The organism is Aliterella sp. E5.1 (assembly GCF_057473825.1).
The window spans coordinates 24671-42726 of record NZ_JBYCCV010000018.1 but is presented as its reverse complement, the minus strand read 5'-3'; the positions used below and the strand labels follow the sequence as shown (position 1 = coordinate 42726).

Genomic DNA, 18056 nt, shown 5'->3' with positions numbered 1-18056 from the left:
TTTTATGGATAATAAGCTTTAACACTGTCCTTAATAGTTTTGAGGCTAGATTGAGTTTGGAGTAAATTACTTGCACTGCTCCTTTGGTCTAGTTCCAGCTTTTTTTCTTTATGAATTCAATTTGGCAACAATTTACTTTAGGCAATTTGCACCTACAACATTGGCAAAATGCCAGCTACCTGCACCGTCCTGTCGGACTACTAGGCAAATGGCGACACAGCAGTTGGTTGATGCAATGGGCGGAACCGTTGGGGGCATTATTAGTTAGTTTGGTAATCGGACTAGCACCTTTTGTCTCTAACGATTTAGTAAAAGTATTGCTGCTTGCCTGTGCTAGTTTTTGGATGCTGCTAACAGTCGCAGACGATGCCAAAACTAAAGCTACGCCAATTCATTGGTTAGTATTGCTGTATTGGGCAATTGCGACGGTTGCAACGGCTTTGTCTCCAGTCAAAGCCGACGCTTTTGCGGGACTAATGAAGCTAACTTCTTATTTATTGCTATTTGCCTTATCAGCGCGGGTGATGAGAATTTCTAAGCTGCGTTCGATAATAATTGGCGTTTATCTCCATGTCGCTCTAATTGTCAGCGTGTATGGCGTGCAGCAATGGTTTGATAAAGTAGAACCTCTGGCAACTTGGAATGACCCAACTTCAACCCAAGCAACGGCGACGCGGGTTTATAGTTATTTAGGCAATCCCAACTTACTTGCTGGCTACTTGCTACCAGCATTAATTTTAAGTTTGGTAGCTATATTTGTTTGGCAGAGGTGGACGGCAAAAGCTTTAGCTCTCACCATGTTTTTAGTTAATGCTGCTTGCTTGGCTTTTACTGGTAGTCGCGGCGGTTGGATTGCGACGGTAGTAGCAATTGTGGCAGTAGTATTTTTGCTCCACCAGTGGTGGGCGAATTATTTACCGCGTTTTTGGCGGCTTTGGTCGATCCCGATATTTATTGGTACTTTTGCTGTGTTGTTATTAGCGGCAATAGTTTTAAGTGAATCGTTGCGCGATCGCGTTTTAACTATTTTTGCGGGTAGAGGTGACAGCAGCAACAATTTCCGCCAAAATGTTTGGGCAGCAGTAATTGAGATGATTCGCGATCGCCCAATTTTGGGTATAGGTCCGGGGAACAATGCTTTTAATAAAATTTATCCTCTCTACCAACGTCCTCGCTTTACTGCTTTAAGTGCTTATTCTGTACTGCTAGAAATTGCTGTAGAAACGGGTTTTGTTGGTTTGGGGTGTTTCTTATGGTTACTGGTAGTAACCTTGAATCAAGGCTGGGTGCAAATAATGCGGCTGCGGCAAACTAGAAGTCGTGAAGGCTTTTGGCTAATTGGGGCGACTGCAATTATTATTGGGATGCTGGCTCATGGAGCGGTAGACACGGTTTGGTATCGTCCGGAGATTAATACAGTTTGGTGGTTAATGGTAGCGCTAATTGCTAGTTTTTACCCCACTTCTGCCGTGGAATCGAACTTAAAACTTACAGCGAAGGAACAAGTAAGCTAAGGCGCTTATTCGCTCGTTACTCTATCGCGCAATATTTTTGACAAGTGTTTTCTATGCAATATTCTTCTGTGTCGTTGGCAGGTCAAACAGTTTTAGTTACAGGCGCTAGTGGTTTTATTGGCGAACATTTGTGCGCTCGGCTTGTCTCTAAGGGTGCAGAAGTCCACGGAATTTCTCGCAGCGAACAGTTATCTAGTTCGATACGCTGGTGGCAGGGAGATGGGTCAAATCTAGAAGATATGCGGCGCATCTTAACGGCGGTCAAGCCCGATGTAATTTTTCACCTAGCAAGTTATGTGTCTGGCGATCGCAGTCTCAAAGCTGTACTGCCAACCTTGCATAGCAACTTAATTAGTACGGTTAATTTGCTAACTCTAGTTGCCGAGATCGGGTGTCGGCGGGTAGTTTTGGCAGGCTCCTTAGAAGAACCATCGGGGGATATGGCGATCGCGTCTTCGCCTTATGCGGCGGCTAAGTGGTCTGCAAGCGTTTATACGCAAATGTTTCATCAACTTTATCAAGTGCCGGTGGTTGGGACGCGACTGTTTATGGTGTATGGTCCTGCTCAAAAGGATTTAAATAAGCTAATTCCTTACGTGACGCTTTCGCTGTTGCGGGGCGAAGCACCGAAATTAAGTAGTGGTATGCGTCAGGTAGATTGGATTTATGTTAGCGATGTCGTAGACGGTTTGATGGCGGCGGCTCAAACTGTAGGGGTCGAGGGCGAAAACTTTGAGTTGGGTTCCAGTAAGTTAACTCCAATTTCAACGGTGGTCGATTGCCTCAACCAGTTAATCGATCCTAGTATCCAACCTTTATTTGGCGCTTTACCTGATCGCCCTATGGAACAAGTTCGTACCGCCAATATCGCCAGTGCGATCGCACTGTTGGGGTGGCATCCTCAAATTTCCCTAGAAGATGGATTAGCGCAAACCGTTGCCTGGTATGCGGCTCATTGAGTCTGTTCGTGCTATTTAATAGGAAGCGCTGGGTATGCTTTTAGATTAGTTTCTCAGCTAGGCACATAATTAATTAACCCCAATCCTGATAATAGTTGCACTACTAGCAACACAGCGATCGCACCATTTAAGGTTTAAATCCACAACCAAAATACAATTGTAAATATTTTTATTTTAACTTACTCTTTTTCGTACATTTGTTTGTGCTTTGCAAGTAATTGGAGGTACTTTTGATTTGTTTTTGCTTCCATCCACTTTACTTTAAATATTGCCGCCGATTCCGCTTTGGTAGGATCTACTTCATTGGGTAAAATATCTTGCCTTGCTGCCATTACTGCGGCTTTTGTTGTTTCTTTTTGGGGATTTTGCTTGTATTTTCTGCCGCTTTTATGATTTGCATACCTGCGCGATCGCGTATAACCCATTTGAATAAATTTCCGTGCCATATCTGCGCCTACAAAATCATCTTTGGCGAGATAATCTAAAAACATCTCATAGATTTTTTCGCTTGAATTCTTGGCAATTTCAGGATTTTTAAATCGCCAATAAGGCAGAATTTCTGACTTGTAGGGTTCTACCAAAAGTACGCCCTGTTCACCTTTACCAACTCGATAAAGATCGGGGCGATCGCGAAAATTAATATTTTTAAAATCTAGGGAATAATCAAAAGGTAGCATATATAAAAATTAGAGACGTTAGTTGCAACGTCTCTAGAAAATAATTGTTAAAAACCTATAAAACTAATCTTTCCCAGTAACTTTATCGGCTACTTTTTCTACGCCTTCTACAGCTTTTTCAATGATGTTTTCCCCAGGATTTTCTTTTCTATATTCCTTCAAGTTTTCCTCAAAGACTTTATCTGGATTTTTCTCGGCTTCCAATTGTTCTTCATAAGCTCGTTCGCGATCGCTTACTGACTGACTTTGCTTGTCCAAGTTTTCTTGCTCAATCAGTTTTTGGTTAGGAGTTGCGGCAAAACTTGGCTGACTGCTAATAGCAAAGCTAGAGATACTAATAAACCCAACTAGCAAAACTACGACAATTTTCTTGAAAAAAGTTGCTAAAACTTGCTGCATAAAAGATTGCTCCTTGTTTTTCTTGATTTGTTTAGAGGAAATTAGTACCAATAGGCACTCAAATCCCAAGTTAAAAATTCAAAACTGACAAGCATCCTACGCAACAAATGTTACCCGCGCCTACTATCCAAAGATACATTCGGTCGCCAGGCAGTTGTAGCGAGGTACACCTCAGATAAAGGCTACAACTGCCCAAAAATGGGGTTATTTAACCTTAAGCATCATCTAGGGCGGCAATTCCAGGAAGTTCTTTACCTTCAAGCAACTCCAAACTAGCACCACCACCTGTAGAAATATGACTCATTTGGTCAGCAAGCCCTACTTTTTCTACCGCCGCTACCGAATCACCACCACCAATAATAGTCGCAGCGCCCTTTTTGGTCAGTTCAGCTAAGGCATAAGCGATCGCTTCTGTGCCTTTAGCGAATTTGTCAAACTCAAATACGCCCATCGGCCCATTCCAAATTACGCTCTTACAATCAGCCAAAGCTGCTTGAAACGTTTTAATGGAGTCAGGACCAATATCTAAACCCATACCATCATCGGGAATGCTATCAATACTTACAGTTTGAGCATTAGCATCGGCGGCAAACTTATCTGCTACAACTACATCGGTAGGCAATAGTAGAGATACGCCGCGCTCTTTTGCCTTAGCTTCCAAAGACTTAGCAAGTTCTAGCTTGTCTTCTTCTACCAAAGACTTACCAACACTGATTCCCCGCGCCTTGTAAAAGGTAAAAATCATGCCTCCACCAAGCAGCAACTTGTCACACTTATCGATCAAAGTTTCAATTACGCCAATTTTACTAGAAACTTTAGAGCCGCCAATAATTGCGGCTAAAGGGCGCTGAGGATTTTCAATCGCATTTTGCAAGTATTGCAACTCTTTTTCGATCAAATAGCCAGCCACCGAAGGACTCAGGTAGTGAGTTACGCCTTCTGTCGAAGCATGAGCGCGGTGTGCTGTACCAAAAGCGTCATTTACATACACATCAGCATTAGCAGCTAGTTGTTTAGCAAATTCAGGATCGTTTTTTTCTTCTTCGGGATGGAAGCGGACATTTTCTAGCAATAGCACTTGACCATTTTGCATCGATCCAACTTTGCTTGTAACTTCCTCGCCGATACAGTCATCACATTTAATGACTTCTTGACCGAGTAATTCGGACAAACGTTTAGCCACAGGAATCAAGCGCAATTTATCATCTACACCCTTGGGACGACCGAAGTGGCTTGCTAAAATTGTTTTAGCACCTTTCTGCATTAAGTCCTGAATGGTAGGTAGTGCTGCCCGAATCCGAGTATCATCAGTAATGTTGCCTTGGTCATCCAAAGGCACGTTAAAATCTACTCGAACAAGGGCGCGTTTGCCAGACAAATCGGAAGACGACAAATTTGCTAAAGTTTTTTTGGACATGGGTTTAATCTTCTAGAGCGCGTTTGTATTTTGGTATTCAAATGTTTAGCACCGTCCACATTTTACCGGAGTGAGGTATCGTAGGTATCTACTGATGTTTAAGACTGTTTTATTTCCCATTGATCGCAGCCGAGAAACCCAAGAAGCAACCGAAGTTGTTGTTAATGTTGTTCAGCAATATCACAGCCGCTTGGTGCTGCTATCGGTGATCGAATCGCCAAGCGAAGAATCTCTAGGCGAACAAGTAATGACTTCCCCAGAAGCCGTAGCCCAGTTGTTGCAAAATGCCCAAGCTTTATTTAGTCAGCAAGGGATACAGGCGGAAGTTTTGGAAAGAGCAGGCAAACCTGCTTTTACAATTTGTGATGTCGCCGACGAAGTTGAAGCAAACTTGATTGTTATGGGCTGTCGAGGGCTGGGATTGACCGAAGATGGAGCCTCAGAAAGCGTTACCAACCGAGTAATTAACCTTTCTCCTTGTCCCGTTTTAGTAGTTCCGTAATAATGTTCAAAGCGATCACAATTCTATAGCTGGAGTATATGTGTTAACAGTAATAAAGTTGTTGCTTTTCTTAAAGATCTAGATAATAAAAGTATGACAACTCCTTCCATCCAGTGGTATCCCGGTCACATTGCTAAGGCGGAAAAAGCGCTCAAAGAGCAGCTAAAACTTGTAGATGTAGTTTTAGAGGTGCGAGATACGCGCATCCCGTTAGCAACTCATCATCCCCAAGTCCAAGAATGGATAGGTAGCAAGGCGCGGGTTTTAGTATTAAATCGCTTAGATATGATTTTGCCTCCTGCTCAACAAGCTTGGATGAAGTGGTTTAGACAACAGGGAGAAGATCCTTATTTTACAGACGCGCAAGCAGGTAAAGGCATAACCGCCGTAGCTAAAGCTGCTCAAATGGCAGGGGTAGAACTCAATCAAAGGCGACAACAGCGCGGAATGTTGCCTCGTCCCGTCCGAGCGGTAGTAATTGGATTTCCCAACGTCGGCAAATCGGCGTTGATTAATCGCTTACTAAATCGGCGAGTTGTAGAAAGTGCGGCGCGGGCGGGGGTAACTCGCCAATTGCGTTGGGTACGAATTTCTGACCAACTAGAATTATTAGATGCTCCGGGAATTATCCCAATTAAATTAAATAATCAACTAAATGCGTTCAAATTAGCTATTTGCGATGATATTGGCGATGCTTCCTACGACAATCAACGAGTAGCAATAGTTTTGATCGATTTGCTGCAACAATTAGCCCTCAACTCGGCTAATTTGCTACCAAGTAATCCTCTATATGCGCGGTATGACCTTGATTTTGCCGATATGACCGCAGAAGATTATTTAGTGGCGTTAGCGCAAAAGCGTCATCAAGGAGATGTAGAGCGTACCGCAAGACAGATGTTAACAGATTTTCGTAAAGGCGCATTAGGCGCGATCGCTCTGGAAGTACCACCAGAAATATAAAATTTTCCCAAGATAGCTGGGTTTGAGGCAATAGATAGGATTCTTTAAATAATTACAGACAAATATGTCGTAATTTTATTGCTAGTCCTTGATTACTCAAGAAAATATTTTATGTTCAAGTTTCGTCAAGTAGCGATTGCTCTTATTGGACTGTCCACATTGGCTATGGTTATAGGAGTAGACGTACTCGCTCAGTCTAGTAATGTTCCCAAATTGGTTGTAGCAAGTTCAAGTTTCCTCAGTCCGCTAGTAGAGTTATTTGGGGATGTTTCGGTTGGTGAAAAAAGCTTTGTTGCCTCAAACACTATTTTAAGTGCTGAACCCGGCACTAAAATTTGTATTGGCAATGAAACAAACTTGCAAGACAATATTCACTTCATATCATCACGCAATGCTGCCGCTCCTGTTTCTGCTTGCAGTGCAAAGTCAAGTAGTACCCAAAATAAAGTTAGTATTGCTCACCAAGCAGTAATTAAAAATTCCAAGTTAGGCAACTTCAATTTTATTGGTTTTAGAGCGCGGATTACTAATAGCACTCTGGAAGATGGTGTATTTGTTCTGCACGGTGCTACAGTTACGGGGGTAACAATTCCCAAAGATCGCATTGTGCCAATTGGAGCTAAAATTACAACTCAAGCTCAAGCTGATGCCCTAAAACCCAAAGCCGAAGCTAACTCTAAGTTTCAAAATGAAGTATTAGAAGTTAATGAAGAATTCGCCGAGCATTACAACGAGCTATATCAAGAAAAAGGCTACGATGGGGTAACGGGTGTAAGTGCTGCACCAAAAACTTCTTGGAACCCTAAACCCGTAGCACCAACAATAGGCAAAAATGTACAAATGGAAGAATTTGCCCGAATTGTTGGCGATGTGCGATTAGGTGCTAATAGTAAAGTTGGTCAACGGACATCAATTCGCGCCGATGAAGGTGCGCCAATTATTATTGGTAACAATGCCAAAATTGAAGATCGGGTAACTTTTCACGCTCTTAAAGGCACAAATATTAAGATTGGCAATAATCTCGATACTGACGATAATATTGTTTTTCACGGGCCTTTAGAAGTTGGCAATAACCTAACTATCGGTGACGATGCGGTATTGTTCAAATCAAAAGTAGGAAATAATGTAACCATCGGTGCGGGTGCGGTAGTCGCAGACGTAACTTTGCGCGATCGCACAATTGTCCCTGATAATGCGCTAATTACGACCCAAGCTCAAGCTGATAAACTGCAACGAGTACAGCGTTAAGGTAAAGCAATGAGTCGGACTAATGGGTATATTATTGGTCGTCGAGATTTTTTAAAGCTAAGCAGTGGCGCTATGGTGGCTCTTGGCAGTACATTAACGCAAGTTCCCGCCGCCTTTGCCCAAGAAACCAGTATCCAGCCTATTAGTCCGGCTTTGGCGCTCCAAGAGCTTATAGAGGGCAATAGAAGGTTTGTCCAAGACAAAAGGCTTAATCCGCACCAATTGCGATCTCGTTTAGCAGAAATTGCCACGGCGCAACATCCTTTTGCTTCAATTCTTAGCTGCGCTGATTCGCGCCTCCCGGCGGAAATAGTTTTTGATGCTGGTTTGGGAGATTTGTTTGTCGTCAGGATTGCTGGAAATGTCGTTAGTCCTAGAGTTATGGGCAGTTTGGAGTATTCTACAAAAATACTCGGCTCTCAACTCATTGTCATTTTAGGTCATGAAAGGTGCGGAGCAGTCACCACCGCCGTTGAAGGTACGACTGTGGAGGGAGAAATAGGTACTTTTGTAGAAGATATTAAGCCTGCGGTGGCGAGGGTAAAAAATAGTGATGGCGATCGCATTAATAATGCCGTAATTGCCAACGTGCAGTATCAACTTGAAGTATTAAATAAGTCTAAGCTGTTGAGTGCTTTAGTTACCGCAGGCAAACTACAACTTGTTGGTGGGCGCTACGATTTGGATACGGGCGAAGTCACGATTGTATAATTAAACCCATATCTTGCAAGCCTTGACGTAACTGTTGCGCCGCAACGGGGTTTTGCTCGTCGTGCAAAGCAATTGCTTTATTAAAGGCGGCTAAACTATCACCTACTAAACCAGCTTTTAATAAGACTACGCCCAAATTTTGATAAGCCTCGGCGTAACTTGGATTAATGGCGATCGCTTTATTGTAAGCTGCGATCGCCTCTGTTAAGTTTCCCATTGCTTTTAGTGTCAATCCGAGGTTGTAGTAACCCGTAGCAAAATTAGCATCAATTTCTACTGCTTTTTGAAAAGCATTTTTAGCGGCGATTAAGTCTCCGGTGGCTCGTTTCAAAGCGCCCAGATTATTGTAAGCGCCTAGCTTGAGCATTTCGTATACATTACAAGCAATTGCCCTTTGATAATGTGCGATCGCGCTTTGAGGTACTTTGAGGCGGTTATAGGCAATTCCTAAATGATAGTGAAGTTCGTATTCGATATCTGCGCTAACATCTTTTGACTGCAATCCTCGTTCTAATAACTCCATACCTTTGGGAATTAGATCTTGTTCGATATACAAAGCACCCAACTTGCTGCAAACATAAGGATCTTGAGGATGAGCAGCTAAAAAGCCCTCCATAGCAGTTCTTGCTTTGGCAAACTTATTTAATGAACTAATTGCATTTTTTTGATAGCCAATGTGATCGATCGCAACTCCAGGCAAATTGCCGATTTTCCAGTGCGGTTCTCGGTCTAAAATTAGCGTCATGCTGTCATCTACTAGCGCGTGATAAGGACGAGAAAAATAAATGTTGGGGTGAAAGCGAAACAAACGAGAAACCAAAGAGTAAGGAGAACTTGCCGCACCCACTTCCAAACGCAGTAAATTAATTAGTAAATAGGCTTCGTTTTCGATTGCTTGCTTGAGGCTAGGGACAATTTCTGGTACTAATACTTCATCCGCGTCTAATACCAATACCCAATCGCCTTGAACGTACTTTAGCGCCTCGTTGCGCGCTGCGCTAAAGTCATTGCACCACTGATAGTCGTAGACCTTAGCGCCGAAACTTTGAGCAATTTCTTTGGTGCGATCGCTTGAACCTGTGTCTAGCAAAACTATCTCATCTACTACACCCTTGACGCTACTTAAGCATTTGGGTAAAGCTGATTCTTCATTGAGAGCGATCGCGCAGAGACTAAGTTTCATAGTTTAAGATATTTTTTCAATGCTCAAACTACTATAAATAATAATTTTATTTCGAACAGATCGTTTAGCTGCGTAAAGAGATCGATCTGCATTACGAATTAAAGCTTCCTCAGACTCTCCATCTTTTGGGAAAGTTGCAAGTCCGCCGCTAACTGTTACATTAATTGGCTGTTCTTTGTTATCAATAGGTAGAGGATAAGCTGCAATTAATTGACGGATTCGTTCGGCTACTGAGTACGCAATAGAGCTTGAAGTTTCTGGTAAAATTATTACAAACTCCTCTCCCCCGTAACGTGCTACTCGATCTAAGTCTCGAAACTCTTGCTTGAGCAAAGCAGCAATTATCCGTAAAGCTTCATCTCCCGCTTGATGACCGTAGGTGTCATTTAGTTTTTTAAAGTGGTCAATATCTAATAGCAGCAAAGTAAAACAATGACTATAACGCTGAGAACGTTCTAACTCATTTTTTAGCTGTAAATTGAACTCGCGGCGATTGCATACTCCGGTTAGCTCATCTATGATTGCTAGATTTTTGAGTGCCTTTTGACTTTGTTCTAGCTTTTGCGTCATGAGATTAAATGCTACTGCTAATTGTCCTAGTTCATCTTGATTTTCTAGAAAGATGCGATAAGAAAAATCCCCATTGCCTAAGTTCGCTACTCCTTTTTCTAGGACTTTCAACGGGCGTAAGATCGAGTTAATGACACTCGCGCTAGTTAGTACAGCCATACCTCCACCCAACAAAAATGAGATCGCAACTGTCACCCTCACTTGTTGTTTAGCCTTCTTAGCCTGATATAAATTCTCAGCCGTTTGGAGATGGGTAAGTAGCGCATACAACTGATTGAGTCTGCTAACAGCTTGAAAATTGCGCTCGTAAAAGCTTTCTGCTGCTTGAACAGCACGGGGATTGCTAGCAGGATTAGGATAACTAAAGATACTTTGACCGATTGCCAAAGCTTGCTGCCATTCTTTGCGGCTGGCTTGGAGCAGTATTTGTTTTTCTGGTAAATCAGAAGGTATGGTAAGGAGTTCTGCAAAGGTTCGATCTATTTCTTGACTGGTGCGGACAAAGCGGAGGCGATCGCTATAGTCGCCCTTAGCCAAGTAATTTTTAACTGGATTTGAGGTGGCAACAATTAAAGATTCTAGATTTGTGACCGGAAATAGCTCCTCCAAAGCTTGATTTTCTGTTTTTTCAAAAGCACTGATGCCTTGTTCCAAGTAGAAAAGTACACCTCCTGCTAGTACCAATAAAGGCACAAACATAGCTCCCATGGCGATCGCTAAACGGGTTTTTACCGATGACTTGTGTAAGTTAGGTAGCTTCATTTGTAACTAAGGCAAGATAGTCTTATCTAGTCTTCCCTTTATTTGAGTGATGTGAACCAGTGTTTTTACCCAAATGATTATTTAAGTTCGCACACTTGATTGCTATCAATTGGGGTATTTGAGTCAACTATTGCTGTAACTGTATAACAATTTGAGTCTTTAAGATTACCTGTAAGCGTGCTAGGGAAAGTCAGAGCAGAGCCATTGTATATTTCTGTATCAACCCCATTTACACGCTGAACGAGCTTAAAAGTTACTCCTTGAGCAGCACCCGTCCACGTCCAAGATAGATCCATTGTATCGGTACTAGGCGATCGCGTCCCGGATAAAGTTAAAGGCTCAGTAGTAGCATAACCACTCAGCCTTGAAACAGCCTTGCTGGCAATATTGTAAGCCGTTGCATTCGGACCTCTGCCACGTAAATAAAGATCTACTTTTAGTCTCTCCGTACAGGCATAAAATCCTCCACTACCAGAAAGCACGGCGGGCGGCGTGCAATTGGTTGGGTTGATATTAATATCAGAAATAGCATCAACAAAAATATCGCTGGCTACAGGATTGCTACAGGGGTCGATAATTCCATAGTTATTCGGGATACGTCCGTAGCGGTTGATTACTTTTGGATCTAGCCATACTCCCGTATTAGCACGAATATCGTAAATAATGCGATCGTAGTTGCTAGGTGAAGGAGGTGCAAACCCTCCATTATCTGGGCTATTGGCAGGACAAACCCCAGGAGGATCGTTGATGGGGATTTCTAGGTACAAAACGATAGTTCCATAATCGCCTAGATCTGAAAGTTCAAGCCCAGAACTTACAACAACATCATCAAGAGTTACTGTTGTCCCATTAGCTGCGGTAGTAGCGGTAAAATTTATTCTCTGTGCCATGTGAATTTCATTAGTTAAGAAATCAAAGGCACGGTTGAGGTCTACTTGCCTCTCGATACTTGCTTCTGCTCTATTGTCCATAGTTAAAATTGTTACTATACCAAAGCCAGCAATTCCAATCACAATTGTACTAATTACCATCGCTACTAATAGTTCAATTAGGGTAAAACCACGGTTGGGTCTTTGCCAAATGGCTAGTTTTTTCAATAACTTAAATAGTTTATTTTGCATATAACTAAAAATTATTTAATAAATAATAAACTTGGATTCAATATGGATTAATTATTGTTCTAAGCTGCCTTACAAACCCCGTTTTTGAAAAGTTTATAATTTTCCTTGATTTTGCCTGTATAATTGCCTACTCTGGCTAAGCCCAAAGTATTAGATATGGCAATACACTTTTTATTTAAAGAAGAATTAGCTATATAAAAAACAATTTTGCCACTGGGATCGCTTTGATGATTGGATGGTTGGCTTAACCCTACCTCCAAATACTTTGTTTCTATCTTTGAAAAACTACTATTTCCTTGATTATCTGCCTCTACAGTGTCAAACTTGGCTGTTCCCAAAACACCAAATTCGACTTTGATTGGACTGCCAGGTAAGTTAGCATCTTTACTTAGATTAGAAGCAAGTTCTACTCGATCGGGCAAATTGCGATCGTCACTTGAGCAATAATTTAGGACTATGCGATCCTCTAAATTTAAGCCAACAGCACAAACTTGACTTCTACGAATAGCTTCTCTTTGCCCTGTCTGTAAAGCTGCTCGTACTTCGATAACCGCATTATTTACATTGACTTTATCAATCAGGCTAATAAAACTAGGAATAGCAATTGCGCTTAAAATTCCGACAACTAAAATAATTACCAAAACCTCAATTAAAGTAAAACCAAACAGCTTTTTATGGGCATTTAAACGCGGCATTGGCTATTACCTCCGTACTAATAGTTGCGATCGCTGCGCCACCACCAGATGGCGTAACGGTATATTTTAATTTAAGCAATTTAAAAGGATCGAAAGAATTGGCATAGTCTGCCGTGCGTGTCATCGTAAAGCTTCCACCCCCAAAGCTTCTTGGACCAAAGCTTTTCGGCGTACCGCCAATACCTGTAGGATCGTTAAGCAATCCAGCAGCAAGTCCAGAACTTGCTACAGTAGCGTTGCATTTTGTTGAGTAAGGGGTAGCGTCTTGCTCGTATTCTTGGGCAATGGCGATCGCCGATTCTAAGTCTTCTTGAATCCAAACTACAGCGCGATCGTATTGTTCGGCGCGAGCTTTAAAAATAGATGCAACTACCATTAAGTGCATAGCAATTCCAATAAACATTACTACTATTAGCATCGAAACTAACACTTCAATTATCGTAAAACCCTGTTGATAATCCTTTCTCGATTGCAGCATTTATTGTTGTTGTCGCTGCCAGCTTTTTATAGTACCGAACTTTTTAGTTCCAGATGAGCCTCTACTATTTACAACATCTGACAGACTAGATACATCATCTGGCACAGCTATACCAGAATCACTACCTGAAGTATTAGTAATTTCTCTTACCCACACAACTCCATCAATATTTGAATTGCCACTACTTGGGCAACCATCACCGGAACCGCCTAGCCGCAAGTTCCCGCGAGGAGAATAGAAAAAAGCATCTTGAATACAAGGCTTACCATAAATCTGCGTTTGATCAGTAGTAGAGATAATAATCCTCAAGTCGCCTACTTTTGCAGGAATGCCATCAGTCCTGATATTGCGGAGTTGTGAATTTCCCTTAACTTGTACAGGTCCGTTAACGTAGATATAAACTGCCCCAGCCGTCGTATCAACCTCTACAATTTTATTTTCAATATCTATCTTGTCTGCTTGATAGTAAGTAATTCCACTACTTGACCCGGAAAGTTTCAAATCATCTGTAAGCTCGCCTAACTTTTCGCCTTGAGGAGTATAAGCAAAAGTAGGACTTAGTTTACACGCAACTATTTTCCCACTTACATTATCGATACTATCATCATCAGCATAGTCATTTGTACCGGATTTGATGGCGTTTAAATAATCCGGTCTATTAGCATCGCCGGGAGCAGAAAATTCTGTCAAGCTAGTATTATTAGAAAACTTAGGGTCGTAGTAGACATTACCATTGCTGCCAGTCACATCATGCCCTTTTAGTTCCATTTTTTCGATGGCAGCAACACCAGGAAAATCTCCAGCAATTGCATCAAGTGTTACGATTACCTTAATTAGTGAAACCGAGGTTTTTCGTTTGCCCTCTATTAATAAAGTGCCAGTTCCATTGGCATTGTTGTAACGATAGGCTTTGAGTGCGTAAGAGTCGCCATCACCAATTATGCCATCATAATTAATGTCGGGAATTCCTTGATTGGAATCAGTACCGCATGACGAAACACCGCTTGGATTTTCCCACTGATTTACGGGAGTATCTTCTTCGTCACCACTATTTAAAATTCCATCTGTTCCGAGATAAGTTTTATTAGTTTTAGGATTTATAGAATCATAATCTCTTGTTAGTAATACGCTATTGTTGGGTTTAGTAAGTTGAGCTAAGGTTCTAGCGACACCTCCTTCAGCTATAGTTAAGCTTCCCCCAGCAGTTTGCGATCGCGAAAAGGAGTTGAGACGAGTAGTTTGAGATCTAGCAATAGCTGCTACCCCTACTAAAATCATCACAATTCCCATCGCTAAAGCAATAGGTAAAACAAACCCTTGGTTGCTAGAAGAATTTTTAAAAGCTGCTTTTAAATAATTCATTTGTGATGGTCAATAGTTTCTATGCTAAATGTTTGATTGAGAAGGTCGATCGCTCTAAATCAAATTAACATCTAAATTATCTTTTAGGTAAACAAGCTTAGAAGTTTCATATTTTACGTTTTATACCTAGATTTACCTGGGAAAATACGGGTATTTAGCGCTCTGTATCATCTTCCCTACTCCTGACAGCCCCAGAGTAAAAGCGGAGTATTTGAGTAACAGCACAACTGTAGAATAAGTCTTAACTAACGACTAAATAATCAGGAAAGCAAGCATGACGATATCGACTCAAGAAACAAAGGTATCAATTCCAGATTTTTGTCAAGGAATTCAGTATTTTGGCGAACCATTGCCAGGATTTGAGACTTATGGGCAAGAAATTGCGATCGCCCAAAATCAAACAGCTATTAAAGATCCGCGATCGCCTAATGCTGTATTTCAAACCTTACTTGCTGCCGATGCCTTGCGTTACCTAACCTTGCAAGTTACCGCCAGTAAAGCGTCAGGACATCCCGGCGGCTTTGCCAGCCAAGCAGAAGCTTACGCAGCTTTAGTGATGCTGGGGCATAAAAATATTATTACTGAAGTTGGACATCACGCCCCCGGCTTTTATAGTGCAATGTTTTTAGACAAGTCTCTAGAAGACATGGGAATTGTCAACGTCCAACAGTTGCGTGATAGATACCGCGAAAAACACGGGCTTTTAGGTCACTTATCCGGCTTTATACCAGGTATTCTCGCCCCCGCAGGACCTTTAGGGCAAGGGCAACACTTCGCCATGTCTGCGGCAAAACTGCATAAAGATAAGCTATTTCCCTTTACTGTCGGCGATGGTGGATTAGGGGAACCCTACATTGTTAGTTCGATGGCGCACTTCCACACGGCTTATCCTGATGTCACCAACTTTTTACCCGTATTGGTATGGAATGGGTTTAGCCAAGAACATCACAGCATGGTTTCAACTAAATCTAATTCAGAGATGATTGCCTACTGGCAAGGTAACGGCTTTGAGGAAGTGATTTTAGTTAATGCCAAAGATTTTGACGACAAAAATCAGCCAGGAGATTACGTTGATAGCACCGCTTTTTCCTTCGAGCATCGCCTAGAATTTACAAAAGCAGTGCTTGAGGCAGCCGATAGAGCAGCTAAATCAGCTTTAGGGGGCAAGCTAACGGTACTAATTATTAAGCAGTTAAAAGGCGCGGGAGTACACGCAAAAGGGGCAAAATCTCATAACCTCTATGCTATGCACACTTTGGATAATGCAGACATCGTTAATGCCCTAAAAACCCGTGCTTTAACCCCGGCGGCGTGGGAATTGGTACGAACAAACTTTGAAAGGTCTGGAGGTGGCTCGGCAGGGCGGACATCGGTCACAGAATCAGTTTTAGAACTGTCAGTATTGGGCGAGCTAGGTTTAGAGGAATACCCGATTGGGGAACCCAAAGTCGCCACCACCGCTATGGGGAAATTAGTGGGAATGGTGGGGAAAAGCGATCGCAATTTTATTGTTACTAACGCCGATGGCAATGAAGCATCGGGAATTGCCAATATCAACCAAGCTTTAAAAATTATTCACCCGACTACCGACGATTTGTACTATCAAAACCCCAATGGGCAAGTTTATGAGCCATTGAGCGAAGATGCTTGTGCGGGATTAGCCGCCGGGTTATGTTTGATGGGTAGTCGGACTTTGTGGTGTTCTTACGAATCGTTTGCCATCAATGGTTTGCCCATTATGCAGACTGTCACCCAAGCTATGGCAGAATTGCGCCGTCCTACACCATCAGTTATTACTTTATTTACGGCAGGAGCTTTAGAGCAAGGGCGCAACGGTTGGACGCACCAACGTCCAGAAATTGAGGCTTATTTTGCGGCAATGATGCGAAATGGCAATGTTTTCCCCGTATTTCCTCCAGATGCTAATAGCATTCAAACTTGCTATGAATGGGCGCTAACAACTAAAAACAAGGGGATTGTAATTACGGCTAGTAAGTCGCCATTGCCAATTCGGACTACTTTTGAGCAAAGTAGGCAAGCTTTAGCCGATGGTGCGATTGCCCTATCTGAAGTAAAAGGCACTAAAACTGTAGTATTTGCTGTAGTTGGCGATATGGTCTTGATGCCCGTATTTGAAGCGGCAACTTACTTAGAGGCGCAAGAAGTGGGCGTACGCATTGTTTCCGTTGTCAATCCTCGTCGCCTCTATCGCCCTACCGATGTAGCTTGGGATAGTTGCAGCGAACCAGATGGCGAATTTCTAGATGATGCGGGATTTGAGGCGTTATTTGGTGGCGATGCGATCGTTGGCGTAACGGCTGGCGCAAGCGGGATGTTAGAACCAGTTATGTTACGTAGCAACTCAAGGCGCGATACTTTTGCTTGGAAGCGGGGAGAAACTACGGCAAGTCCTGCTGAACTAATGGCGTTCAATGGTTTAACTGCGGAAAACTTAGTTAAACGCGCGATGGAATTGATTAGTTAGGCTTGAATTAATAATCTAGATCATCCGCAGATATACGCAAAGAAAAGCACTATAAGGTTTGTTTGTATAGTATATCTGCGGTTTTTATTATTAGTTATTCTAAATAAATTAGTTAATAGATAAAGATTGATATCTAATAAAAAATACTTATGACTGCTTGTTCTCAAACCCGGCATAGCTTAAGTTGTTCCAAAAATAAACAAATATTTAATAATTAAATAGATATAGTCAATAACTACAAAAAAGAGCAAGAAAGGTATTACAAATGGTATGGCGACGCAGATGATTTAAAAAGTGCCATTGAAAAAGCATTTCGCAGTGAGGATGCAAGAGGAAAATTAGATAATCATCAATGCCGTGTTGGTCGCAAACGACTTAAAAAAGCTACAAATATTGCTTTAAAAAAATTATCCAATGACAAATTTGATAATTTTAATGAAATTTATAGTTTTGTAAAGTCAGTCGCTGAAGATATATATGGTTTTGGTTCTTTAGCTTCCTATGATGTTGCTATTCGGATAGCAAAATATTGTAGATATGAAGTCTCAATGAAGTTCATTTTCATGCTGGTGCTACTAAGGGAGCTATAGCTATAGGCATTGAAGCCAAAAATGGTGAATTTATAGCTGTTGACCAATTTCCTAGTCCGTTTAAGACGCTTAGCGGAGATCATATTGAAAATATATTGTGCATTTATAAGGATAATTTAAAAATATTAAGTAATATGTAAAGTATAGAAATAGGAGTTTTTATGGAAAATTTACCTCTAGAGTCTAAGCAGCCTATTAGTATTCTTACAATCGACAATTTAGAAGCCCGAATTGTCAAAATCGTGCAGAAAGTTCTCAAAAAAAAACAAGTAAGATAGAAGACGAAAATTTACAAAAGCTTGAAATATCACAGAAAAGTCAACCTTCATATCAAGCTTTTTTAAATACCTTTGGAACCTGGGAAGATCCAAACACTGCTGAAGAAATCATCTCAGATATTTACAATAGCCGGACTCATTCTAA

General features: G+C 41.7%; 16 protein-coding genes. 7 read left to right on the top strand and 9 right to left on the bottom strand.

Annotation, left to right across the window (positions count from 1 at the left end; genetic code table 11):
* Positions 1-110: 110 nt before the first annotated feature.
* Together AC2VE5_RS09145 and AC2VE5_RS09140 are read left to right on the top strand one after the other, a co-directional pair.
* On the top strand, positions 111-1514 hold the full coding sequence (locus AC2VE5_RS09145; protein ID WP_486887450.1) for an IctB family putative bicarbonate transporter: 1404 nt from the start codon (positions 111-113) through the stop codon (positions 1512-1514).
* 53 nt (positions 1515-1567) lie between these two features.
* The gene (locus AC2VE5_RS09140; RefSeq protein ID WP_486887449.1) at positions 1568-2473 is read left to right on the top strand and encodes an NAD-dependent epimerase/dehydratase family protein; all 906 of its coding nucleotides are present in this window, start codon (positions 1568-1570) and stop codon (positions 2471-2473) included.
* 179 nt (positions 2474-2652) lie between these two features.
* On the opposite strand, the gene AC2VE5_RS09135 is transcribed toward AC2VE5_RS09140, so the two are convergent.
* The 3 genes from AC2VE5_RS09135 to AC2VE5_RS09125 form a co-directional block, all read right to left on the bottom strand.
* Complete coding sequence (locus tag AC2VE5_RS09135) at positions 2653-3150, bottom strand: DUF4385 domain-containing protein (protein ID WP_486887448.1); 498 nt, start codon at positions 3148-3150, stop codon at positions 2653-2655.
* A 63-nt stretch (positions 3151-3213) separates the two neighbouring features.
* Positions 3214-3549, bottom strand: coding sequence for a hypothetical protein (locus AC2VE5_RS09130; protein WP_486887447.1), 336 nt, complete (start codon positions 3547-3549; stop codon positions 3214-3216).
* 214 nt (positions 3550-3763) lie between these two features.
* Positions 3764-4966 carry a phosphoglycerate kinase gene (locus AC2VE5_RS09125; RefSeq protein ID WP_486887446.1) on the bottom strand — a complete coding sequence of 401 codons (1203 nt, stop codon included), beginning with the start codon at positions 4964-4966 and terminating at the stop codon, positions 3764-3766.
* A gap of 94 nt (positions 4967-5060) precedes the next feature.
* On the opposite strand from AC2VE5_RS09125, the gene AC2VE5_RS09120 reads away from it, so the two are divergent.
* The 4 genes from AC2VE5_RS09120 (at position 5061) to AC2VE5_RS09105 (ending at position 8387) form a co-directional block, all read left to right on the top strand.
* Complete coding sequence (locus AC2VE5_RS09120; protein ID WP_486887445.1) at positions 5061-5468, top strand: universal stress protein; 408 nt, start codon at positions 5061-5063, stop codon at positions 5466-5468.
* A 93-nt stretch (positions 5469-5561) separates the two neighbouring features.
* Complete coding sequence (gene ylqF / locus AC2VE5_RS09115) at positions 5562-6428, top strand: ribosome biogenesis GTPase YlqF (protein WP_486887444.1); 867 nt, start codon at positions 5562-5564, stop codon at positions 6426-6428.
* Positions 6429-6539: 111 nt separating this feature from the next.
* On the top strand, positions 6540-7676 hold the full coding sequence (locus AC2VE5_RS09110) for an LbetaH domain-containing protein (protein ID WP_486887443.1): 1137 nt from the start codon (positions 6540-6542) through the stop codon (positions 7674-7676).
* A 9-nt stretch (positions 7677-7685) separates the two neighbouring features.
* Positions 7686-8387: a carbonic anhydrase gene (locus AC2VE5_RS09105; RefSeq protein ID WP_486887442.1), complete on the top strand. Its 702-nt coding sequence runs from the start codon at positions 7686-7688 to the stop codon at positions 8385-8387.
* On the opposite strand, the gene AC2VE5_RS09100 is transcribed toward AC2VE5_RS09105, so the two are convergent.
* From AC2VE5_RS09100 to AC2VE5_RS09075, 6 genes are all read right to left on the bottom strand, one after another.
* A complete protein-coding gene (locus tag AC2VE5_RS09100; RefSeq protein WP_486887441.1) occupies positions 8374-9570 on the bottom strand; it encodes a glycosyltransferase family 2 protein in 1197 nt (398 codons plus the stop codon). The genes AC2VE5_RS09105 and AC2VE5_RS09100 overlap by 14 nt on opposite strands.
* Before the next feature lie 3 nt (positions 9571-9573).
* Positions 9574-10902 (bottom strand): diguanylate cyclase, encoded by a 1329-nt coding sequence (locus AC2VE5_RS09095; protein WP_486887440.1) that lies wholly within the window; start codon positions 10900-10902, stop codon positions 9574-9576.
* A gap of 77 nt (positions 10903-10979) precedes the next feature.
* Complete coding sequence (locus tag AC2VE5_RS09090) at positions 10980-12023, bottom strand: PulJ/GspJ family protein (protein WP_486887439.1); 1044 nt, start codon at positions 12021-12023, stop codon at positions 10980-10982.
* Positions 12024-12082: 59 nt separating this feature from the next.
* Positions 12083-12718, bottom strand: a complete 636-nt coding sequence (locus AC2VE5_RS09085) for a pilus assembly FimT family protein (protein ID WP_486887438.1) — start codon at positions 12716-12718, stop codon at positions 12083-12085.
* Entirely contained in the window at positions 12696-13196 is a 501-nt protein-coding gene (locus AC2VE5_RS09080) for a PulJ/GspJ family protein (RefSeq protein ID WP_486887437.1), read from the bottom strand. Before AC2VE5_RS09080 ends, AC2VE5_RS09085 begins: the two co-directional genes overlap by 23 nt.
* Positions 13197-14558 (bottom strand): DUF7305 domain-containing protein, encoded by a 1362-nt coding sequence (locus AC2VE5_RS09075; protein ID WP_486887436.1) that lies wholly within the window; start codon positions 14556-14558, stop codon positions 13197-13199.
* A gap of 274 nt (positions 14559-14832) precedes the next feature.
* On the opposite strand from AC2VE5_RS09075, the gene AC2VE5_RS09070 reads away from it, so the two are divergent.
* Entirely contained in the window at positions 14833-17043 is a 2211-nt protein-coding gene (locus AC2VE5_RS09070) for a phosphoketolase family protein (RefSeq protein WP_486887435.1), read from the top strand.
* Positions 17044-18056: the final 1013 nt, after the last annotated feature.

Bases quoted from the DNA above. Each gene is read 5' to 3' on its own strand.
- AC2VE5_RS09145 (WP_486887450.1), top strand. From the start codon at position 111: ATGAATTCAATTTGGCAACAATTTACTTTAGGCAATTTGCACCTACAA.
- AC2VE5_RS09140 (WP_486887449.1), top strand. From the start codon at position 1,568: ATGCAATATTCTTCTGTGTCGTTGGCAGGTCAAACAGTTTTAGTTACA.
- AC2VE5_RS09135 (WP_486887448.1), bottom strand. From the start codon at position 3,150: ATGCTACCTTTTGATTATTCCCTAGATTTTAAAAATATTAATTTTCGC.
- AC2VE5_RS09130 (WP_486887447.1), bottom strand. From the start codon at position 3,549: ATGCAGCAAGTTTTAGCAACTTTTTTCAAGAAAATTGTCGTAGTTTTG.
- AC2VE5_RS09125 (WP_486887446.1), bottom strand. From the start codon at position 4,966: ATGTCCAAAAAAACTTTAGCAAATTTGTCGTCTTCCGATTTGTCTGGC.
- AC2VE5_RS09120 (WP_486887445.1), top strand. From the start codon at position 5,061: ATGTTTAAGACTGTTTTATTTCCCATTGATCGCAGCCGAGAAACCCAA.
- ylqF (WP_486887444.1), top strand. From the start codon at position 5,562: ATGACAACTCCTTCCATCCAGTGGTATCCCGGTCACATTGCTAAGGCG.
- AC2VE5_RS09110 (WP_486887443.1), top strand. From the start codon at position 6,540: ATGTTCAAGTTTCGTCAAGTAGCGATTGCTCTTATTGGACTGTCCACA.
- AC2VE5_RS09105 (WP_486887442.1), top strand. From the start codon at position 7,686: ATGAGTCGGACTAATGGGTATATTATTGGTCGTCGAGATTTTTTAAAG.
- AC2VE5_RS09100 (WP_486887441.1), bottom strand. From the start codon at position 9,570: ATGAAACTTAGTCTCTGCGCGATCGCTCTCAATGAAGAATCAGCTTTA.
- AC2VE5_RS09095 (WP_486887440.1), bottom strand. From the start codon at position 10,902: ATGAAGCTACCTAACTTACACAAGTCATCGGTAAAAACCCGTTTAGCG.
- AC2VE5_RS09090 (WP_486887439.1), bottom strand. From the start codon at position 12,023: ATGCAAAATAAACTATTTAAGTTATTGAAAAAACTAGCCATTTGGCAA.
- AC2VE5_RS09085 (WP_486887438.1), bottom strand. From the start codon at position 12,718: ATGCCGCGTTTAAATGCCCATAAAAAGCTGTTTGGTTTTACTTTAATT.
- AC2VE5_RS09080 (WP_486887437.1), bottom strand. From the start codon at position 13,196: ATGCTGCAATCGAGAAAGGATTATCAACAGGGTTTTACGATAATTGAA.
- AC2VE5_RS09075 (WP_486887436.1), bottom strand. From the start codon at position 14,558: ATGAATTATTTAAAAGCAGCTTTTAAAAATTCTTCTAGCAACCAAGGG.
- AC2VE5_RS09070 (WP_486887435.1), top strand. From the start codon at position 14,833: ATGACGATATCGACTCAAGAAACAAAGGTATCAATTCCAGATTTTTGT.